Origin of the sequence: Mesorhizobium sp. WSM3859 (assembly GCF_002295065.1) — a bacterium.
Classification (GTDB): domain Bacteria; phylum Pseudomonadota; class Alphaproteobacteria; order Rhizobiales; family Rhizobiaceae; genus Mesorhizobium.
Genome location: NZ_NSGG01000028.1, coordinates 21644 through 29578, shown reverse-complemented (window position 1 = coordinate 29578; position 7935 = coordinate 21644). Strand labels below are relative to the sequence as shown.

General features: G+C 66.3%; 7 protein-coding genes. 2 read left to right on the top strand and 5 right to left on the bottom strand.

From position 1 onward, the window contains the following. The 3 genes from CK230_RS32085 to CK230_RS32075 form a co-directional block, all read right to left on the bottom strand. Positions 1 to 1221 (bottom strand): DUF763 domain-containing protein (locus CK230_RS32085; protein ID WP_095820783.1); only part of this gene is annotated, 1221 nt, incomplete at its 3' end. A 217-nt stretch (positions 1222 to 1438) separates the two neighbouring features. Further along, a complete protein-coding gene (locus CK230_RS32080; RefSeq protein ID WP_095820789.1) occupies positions 1439 to 1777 on the bottom strand; it encodes a hypothetical protein in 339 nt (112 codons plus the stop codon). 228 nt (positions 1778 to 2005) lie between these two features. Beyond that, positions 2006 to 2326, bottom strand: a complete 321-nt coding sequence (locus CK230_RS32075; protein WP_095820782.1) for a hypothetical protein — start codon at positions 2324 to 2326, stop codon at positions 2006 to 2008. A gap of 256 nt (positions 2327 to 2582) precedes the next feature. Here CK230_RS32075 and CK230_RS32070 point away from each other — a divergent pair, with 256 nt between their 5' ends. After that, positions 2583 to 4628 carry an AI-2E family transporter gene (locus tag CK230_RS32070; RefSeq protein WP_095820781.1) on the top strand — a complete coding sequence of 682 codons (2046 nt, stop codon included), beginning with the start codon at positions 2583 to 2585 and terminating at the stop codon, positions 4626 to 4628. A gap of 303 nt (positions 4629 to 4931) precedes the next feature. Here CK230_RS32070 and CK230_RS33415 read toward each other — a convergent pair whose 3' ends face one another. Continuing rightward, on the bottom strand, positions 4932 to 5237 hold the full coding sequence (locus tag CK230_RS33415) for a hypothetical protein (RefSeq protein WP_176480305.1): 306 nt from the start codon (positions 5235 to 5237) through the stop codon (positions 4932 to 4934). Between CK230_RS33415 and CK230_RS32065 the strand changes: the two genes are divergently transcribed. After that, the gene (locus CK230_RS32065) at positions 5221 to 5574 is read left to right on the top strand and encodes a cupin domain-containing protein (RefSeq protein ID WP_095820788.1); all 354 of its coding nucleotides are present in this window, start codon (positions 5221 to 5223) and stop codon (positions 5572 to 5574) included. The two genes, CK230_RS33415 and CK230_RS32065, sit on opposite strands and share 17 nt — an antisense overlap. Before the next feature lie 288 nt (positions 5575 to 5862). Here the strand turns inward: CK230_RS32065 and CK230_RS32060 are convergent, their stop codons facing one another. Continuing rightward, the gene (locus CK230_RS32060) at positions 5863 to 7851 is read right to left on the bottom strand and encodes an acyltransferase family protein (RefSeq protein ID WP_095820780.1); all 1989 of its coding nucleotides are present in this window, start codon (positions 7849 to 7851) and stop codon (positions 5863 to 5865) included. Positions 7852 to 7935: the final 84 nt, after the last annotated feature.

Genomic DNA, 7935 nt, shown 5'->3' with positions numbered 1-7935 from the left:
CTCCCACCCAAACACGCTCCGTCCCCCCAGCAAATGCGACTGGTCCATCTCGCCGGCGACGATCTCCTTCAAGCTCGGCCCGGTCACATACCGCTCCATCCGGCGTGACTCCCCGTCCAACCGTCTGAGCGCCTCCAACTCCTCGCTCCGCCCGAGCTTCGCTTTCCCCACCGCAGATTTCAGCACGGAGATCGTCTCGTCATAGACCTTCAGCGGCACGGGGAAGGGGTGGCGGTCCTTGCCGCCGTGGGCTAGCGAAAAGCGCGCCGGGTCGGAGAAGCGGTAGGGCGCGCCGTGCACAACTTCCGAGACCATGGCTAAAGCCCGCACCGTGCGCGGGCCGACGCCGGGAACCAGCAGCAGCTCGGGGAAATCCTTCGGGCCGCTCTCGATGGCCGAGGCGATGTTGCCGTGCAGGCGGCGCATGACGATGTCGCTTTCGCGCACGTCGTGGTGCGCGGGCATGACGAGGTTGGGGAGCAGCGGCTGCGCGGCAGGCTCGGGCTCCGGTTGCGGCTCCAGCACGGCCAGCTCGCTCAGGATCTTTTCCGGGCTCATGGTCTTGAGCAGCTGGACCTGGCCGCCGCGCGCTTTTTCGGCGCGGTGGTCGGTGAGGTTGATGATCTCGCCCTGGCGCTCGCCCTCGATCGCGGCATGCGGCTGGTCGACGAAGCTGGTCAAGCCTTCCGACAGCCAGTGGTAGCGGCGCGCCTGGCGGGCGTCGCCGTTCATGCCCTGTTGCACCACCACCCAGCGCCCGTCATCGGTGACGATGAAGCCGTGCAGGTAGAGGTCGTAGCCGTCCTGCACGGCGGCGCTGTCCACCTTGGCCACCAGCCGGCTGGCGGTGGCGAGAGCTTCGCCGTCCAGGCCGACGCGCTCGCCGATCGCCAGCAATTCGCCCGGCGTCTTGCGCGAATGCGCGCCGCGCCCGCCGCAGACATGGATGCCGAGCTCGTTGCTGAGCGGGTTCAGCCCGCGCTTCAGCGCGCCGATGACCGAGGTGGTGATGCCGGAGGAGTGCCAGTCCATGCCCATCACGGCGCCGAAGGACTGGAACCAGAAGGGATGCGCCAGTCGGCGCAACAGCTCGTCGCGGCCGTAATGGTGGATGATCGCCTCGCACAGCACCGCGCCGAGCTTGGTCATGCGCTCACCCAGCCATTTGGGGACCCGCCCGCCATGCAGCGGCAGGTCGGCGCTGCCGCTTCGCTGCGTCACGTGATTCTCCTGGATGCCGAGAATTTAGATGGCATTTTGGCCGGGATTTGCAAGGCGCCGAAGCTGCCGATCTTCCTCAGAGGGAAGACGCCCGGCAGGACAGAGGGCGCGAAGGATGGCGGCTCCGGTATCGGCAGTATCAGGGATACCAACCGGAAAGGCTGCCGGCCAGACACCTGTGCTGCCGAACAGCTCCCAAAAGGTCAGCCAGACCTTATCAATATCCGCACACCCACACGCGCTCCACGACGCGGTGGTGGTGACGCCAATGCCTCACCCATTCCCGGTGACAGCGGCGATGATGGTGCCGGTAATAGTGATGCGGATATCGCATCATGTATCGGGGGCCGTAGTAGCGCGGGCCATAGTAGCGCGGGCCGTAATAGCGCCCGCCATAGTCGTAGAACGGACCGCCGTAGAACTGGCCGCCGTAGAATGGAGACGGGCCGAACCCGCCGAATGGACCGAACGGACCGAAGAACTGTGCATTCGCCGGCGCAACCGTGGCTGCGGCGGAGGCGATGGCAATCACTGAAGCGAGTAACAGTTTTCTCATGGCAACCTCCTCCTGAAGGCTGATCACGAGGTAAACGCATCGCAGGAAGGCTATGTTCCCGATCGCTAATGTTCACGGCCGAGAAACGGCCTCGGCCTCGAACGCACGCAACGAAAGGCGCTCGGCCAGGAGCCGGCTTGCCCTGCAGTTTTGTCGATGTCGTGGGAAACGTCGAGCGGGATCTCCCCCCAGGTGGGGGGAGATCAGCCAGTGGCAAATCCTCTCAGGTCAGCGCTCGCAGATACGGATCTTTTCAATGACGCGGTGATGATGGCGCCAGTGCTTCACGATCCTGACCCGGCAGTTGTCGGCATACCGGTCGTGGTAGCGAACCACGTAACGTTCGCGGTATGGGGTGTAGTAGTCATCGTCATACACGTGCCGGTAGTAGCGGTGATGGCGATAATATGGGCTATAATCGTCGTTGTAATAGTCATCGTTATAGCCCGGGCCGACGCCGATACCGAGCTGCACACTGCCGGCGCTGGCCGGCGCGATCGCGAACGCCGAGGCGATGGCGATCATCGAAGCAAGCAGAAGCTTTTTCATCGCTGCCTCCTGAGTTTCAAGGCCCCTTCGGCAAGACAACGATTTCGCGCGGTCCATGTTCCCGGCGAGTTGCCAGGTTGCCACCCCGGACAGCGCATGGGCAGGCCCCAATGCGCCGGATCCGGCGCGTCGCTTCGTCCCCGCAACCTCATGAACCCGGATATTTATTAGAGTAGCTGCAACCGAGCGGGCCCCGGCGCGTTGCACGCCGGCGAAGTATCTGGGATCATTGCCGGACAGACGGCAGGGAGGCTCGATGGTGGCGGCCAATCGCGGGAACGGGGCGTCGGAGCCGAGGCTGGAAAGCCTGCTCGCCGCGTCCGGGGGCCATCGGCGCACGGCGCTGCCGACGGTGGCGAGCGTGGTTGTCACGGTCGCCGCGCTCTATTTCGGGCGCGAGGTGTTCCTGCCGATCGCGGTCGCGCTGCTTTTGACCTTCGCCATCGCGCCTGTCGTGTCCTGGCTGAAGCGCGCCGGCGTCCCGCGCATCGCGGCGGTCATCGCCAGCGTCGCCGGCGCCTTCGCGGCACTTTCGCTGTTCTCCTTCGTCGTCGCCACCCAGGTCAGCGACCTCGCGCAGAACATCCCCCTCTACCAGATCAACATCCTGACCAAGGTCCGCGCGCTGAAGGAAAACGGCCTCGGCGGCGGCATCATCTCGCGCCTCGGCGGCGTCATCGAGCGCGTCGGCCAGGAGATCGACCGCCAGGAACCGCAGCTGCCCTCGGCCGCCCAGGCGCCGAAGCGCGAGCCGATCCCGGTCGAGGTCGTCGCGCATGAAAAGCCGCTCGAAGTGCTGCAGAACCTGGTCGGGCCGCTGCTCAGCCCGCTCGGCTCCGCCGGCCTCGTCGTCATCGTCGTCATCTTCATGCTGATGGAGCGCGAGGACCTGCGCGACCGCTTCATCCGGCTGGTCGGCTATGGCGACCTCCATCGCACCACGCAGGCGCTGCAAGATGCCGGCAAGCGCGTCGGCCAGTATCTGCTGATGCAATTGGTGGTCAACATCATCTACGCCGTGCCCATCACCATCGGGCTCTGGGTGCTCGGCATCCCCAACGCGCTGCTTTGGGGCCTGCTGGCGCTGGCGCTGCGCTTCGTGCCCTATATCGGCCCGATCATCGGCGCGCTGCTGCCGCTGTTCCTGGCTTTGGCCGTGGCGCCCGGCTGGTCGCTGCTGTTGTGGACGGCCGCGCTGTTCGTCGTTGTCGAGCTCGTCACCGGCAACGTCATCGAGCCCTGGCTCTACGGCTCGCACACCGGGCTCTCGCCTCTGGCCATCATTGTGGCGGCGATCTTCTGGACCTGGCTGTGGGGGCCGATCGGCCTGGTGCTGTCGACGCCGCTCACCGTCTGCCTGGTAGTGCTCGGCCGGCACGTGCCGCAGTTCGAGTTCCTCGACGTCCTGTTCGGCAACGAGCCGGTGCTGGAGCCGCATGCCAGGCTCTACCAGCGGCTCCTGGCCGGCGACCCGGACGAGGCGACCGACCATGCGGAGGAAATGCTGGAGGAAAAATACCTGTTCCAGTTCTACCACCAGGTCGCGATCCCCGCGCTGCTGCTTGGCGAGCAGGACCGCGGCCGCGGCGTCATGGATGACGCGCAGCGCCGGCAGGTCGCCGACAGCGCCATGACGCTGGTCGCCAATCTCGACGACAGCGCCCAGCAGGAAGCCGAGGACGAGGAGACCGGGCAGGCGGCCGACGCCGACGATAAGGCGGCGGACGGGAAGGCGACGGGCAAGAAGGCGCCGGAGCAGGCACCGGAGAAGAAGGCGGGTGACGGCAAGCCCGCCGAGGAGGGCGCCGGCGAGGAGGAGGTCGACCTGCCCGACGGCTCCGGCCACACCGTGCTCTGCGCCGGCGGGCGCGGCGAGCTCGACGATGCCGCCGCCGCCATGCTGGCGCAAGTGCTGGAAGTGCAGGGCGCGGAGGCGACGCGCGCGAGTTTCGCGGACCTCGAACCCTCGGCGGTCCACGGCCTCGACCTGGGGCCCACCGACACGGTCGTCATCGGCTTCCTCAACCGCCAGTCCACCCAGCATGCGCGCTTCATGGTGCGGCGGCTGAAGCGGCTCAAGCCCAAGCTCCGCGTCGGCATCGTCTTCTGGTCCGAGGTCGGCAACGCCGACGGCGCGGGGGCGGCCGAGCTTGCCGCCGCCCTCAACGCCGACTTCGTCGCCTTCGGCATGGTCGACGCTGTGACCGGCGCGCTGTCCAACAAGGCGCCCGTGTCGCTGAAACCCGCCCACCGCCGCCGCCGCCAGCCGGCGCGCCGCAAGCAGCTGCAGGCGGCGGAGTGAAGGCGGACCAGTCGGCATAATGTGGAAAAGAAAACTCGCCGGGTCTGCCCCTGATGCCCAAAGCCCACAGGCCCGGCGAGATTTAAACCTGATCCCCCGATCAGGACCGGCGGGAGGACACCGGCAATCTCTTCATAGCAAGACCGATGCCAGTCCCGAAACGGGACAGTGACGCTTAATGCCTCAAGCCCTGCGGAACGTCTGTGAACTGTTGCTAATGTGCTACAGCTTACAGGCCCCGCCATCTTTAAGGTTCCACATGCGGGCCTGAAAAGCCTTGAAAGGGGGTACCTTGAAGAAGATCTATGAGAAGCCGGTTCTGGCCAGGCGTGAAAAGCTGAGCGTCGTCACCGCAAGGCCGCCATCGTCCATTCCGACCTGATCTGGCCGGAAACCGAAAAGCCCGCCATCCGGCGGGCTTTTGATTCTGGATGCAGCGCGGCGGATGTGACCCGCTCGATGTTCCGCCGCCCGTTGAAGGCTCAGGCATCCGTCGCCCCATCGCCTGTCGCCGTCGTATCGCCGCGTGCAACGCATGCCGTCATCGGCTATGCCGTCGCCAGCCAATTCCGGCGAACCGAAGGAGCATTCGATGACCAGACCCAGCATCCTCAAATTCGGCGCCGTCGAGCATGCGGAGGCCGGCGACCTGCCGGGCTGGATCGTCGTCGAGGGCAGGCCGACCATGCAGACCGCCGTGCAGCACACCACCGAGGACGGCAAGGTGATGTCCGGAACCTGGCGCGCCTCGCCCGGCACCTACCATGCCACCTACACCGACTATGAATTCGTCCACATGATCGCCGGCCGCATCATCATCACGCCCGACGGCGGCGAGCCGGTCGAAGTCGGCCCCGGCGACGCCTTCGTGGTCGAGGCGGATTTCAAGGGCACATGGAAGATCCTCGAGCCGGTGACCAAGCATTTTGTCGTTGCGGTGGGGTAGGGGGCTGGCGCCGAAGCTGCTGATCCCCCCCTTGCGCCTACGCTATGCACGCATCTTCTGTGATTGGTGTGACTGATCAGGCCGAGGCTTGATTGCCACGTGGTTCCCCCAATCCGTCGCTGCTTCGCAGCGCCACCTTTCCCCCCTCCGGAGGGAAAGGAAGGGCGCTTTTCCTCTACCCCGTCGATCGGGGGAGAGGTGGCTCGGCGAAGCCGAGACGGAGTGGGGGTCGACCAGCGCTACATTGGACAATGCATGCGCCAGGCTGCCATGCACGCGTGGGCACCCCTATCTTCCCACCTTCGACATCACCCTTTTCTCCACCTCCGGCTCCAGCGATTCCGCGAAGGGCGTAGCCATATGGTGCTGGTCGCGGAAGGCGAGCTTGCCGTCGATGAAGGCGTGGCAGACGGTGGCGCTGCAGAAGCGGTCGGTGAGGTCGACGTAAGCAGCGTTGGGGATGCTGTCGACGATGTCGCGCTCCACCGCCGCCATGGCGTCGTTGGCGGCATAGGCGCGCGTCTGGTCGCAGCGCGAGGGCGCTTCGTCCCGCCACAGCGCCCGCGCCACGCAGGTGTCGACATTGGCGTTGTTGAACGGCACGTCGCGGATGAAGGCGACCTTGAGCCCGGCCTTGCTCAGGCTGGTGAGGGTGGAGCGCAGGCCGGCCCGCCATTCGGCGTCCTGCCTTGCCGTGTCGCCGTCGCGGCCCGCCATCTTGCGCCCGCTGGTCAGCGCCAGCTCGGAGATGACGACCAGCGCCGGCCTCGCCGCGATGATCCCGGCGATCGCCTGCTCGCGCCAGCGGTCGCATTCCGCGTAGGGGCGCTTGAGCTCGGCCGACCACACGCTAATGCGCGAGGCGCGGCAGGAGTTCTTCAGCCACGTCACCACCCGGTAGCCGTTCTTCCGGCCCGCCTCGATCAGCGGCGTCGACCAGTGGTCGGCGTGAGAGTCGCCGAACAGCGCGATGACGCGCCGCCCGTCGCCGAACACGCAAGGGGCCGGTGTTATTGTTTCGTAGTCCTGCACGCAGCCCGCCCTGGCGCGGGCGGTGGAAGGCTCGGCCGCGCTCGCGGCGATGACGCGCTGCTGCGGATCGAGGTCGCGCACGGCAAGCCTGGCATTGCCATAGGCGGCTGCGACGCCGGTGCCGGTCAGGAGGAGGGCCGGCACCAGCGCCCGCGCCGCATTGGCCATCAGCCAGCCGTTGCGACGGATCGGGTTCTCGATGAGGTGGTAGGTGAGGGCGGACAGCGCCAGCGTCAGCGCCAGGCAATAGAGCCGCTCGATGGGCGTCAGCTCCGGCGCCAGCATGCCGGCATAGACGATGACCGGCCAATGCCACAGATAGATCGAATAGGAGAGCCTGCCGGTCCATTGCAAAGGCGGCAGCGCCAGGGCGGCATTCACCCAATTCGGTTCGCGATTGGGTGAACAGCCCTCCCTGGCGCCGGCCGCTCCCGCCTTGAGCAGAAGGACCGTGCCGGCGACAGGCAGAAGCGCCAGAAAGCCGGGGAAGGGAGCGTCCTCGCTGAAGGTGAGATAAGCGGTCCCGATCATCGTCAGGCCGGCCAGGCTCAACGCCCGCCCCAGCAGCGGACGCGTCTGCAACAGCCGCGCCGGCGTCATCGATGCGAGGCCGCCAGCGGCAAATTCCCATGCGCGCAGCGGCGAGAAGTAGAAGGCCCAGGGCTGCGAAACGCTCGTCAGCCAGGCGCAGAGGATGAAGGAGATGACGCCGACGACGCCGATGGCAACGATGATGGCGCGCTTGCCTGGCCTCATCCACGCCGCCAGCATCAAGAGCGCCGGCCAGGCGAGATAGAACTGTTCCTCGACCGACAGCGACCAGTAATGGATGAACGGGTTCGATGTGGCGTCATTGGCGAAATAGTCGAACGACCAGCGGATCAGCCACAGATTGATCATGTAGGCCGAGGCGAACATCGCGCCCTTGGAATAGAGCGCCTGCTCGTCCGGCGACAGAATGAGCGCGCCGGCGGCAAGCGTCGCGGCGATGACGAACAGGGCTGCCGGCAACAGGCGCCGCGCGCGCCGGGCATAGAAGCGCAAGAGGTCGAGCCGGCCTGTTTCGGATATCTCGGCGGCCAGATGCCTGGTGATCAGATAGCCCGAGATGACGAAGAAGATGTCGACCCCGGCAAAGCCGCCCGGCAGCGCCGCCAGGCCGAAATGGTAGGCCACGACGCCCGCCACGGCCACCGCTCGCAGCCCTTCGATATCGGGTCGGAAATCCTGCGCCGATGCTGACACGAATACGAACCTCGTGAATGCTCGTTCGTATCCCGCCTGAGGCAAAGCCTCGGCCCAATGCGCCGATATCGCAATGCAACAAAT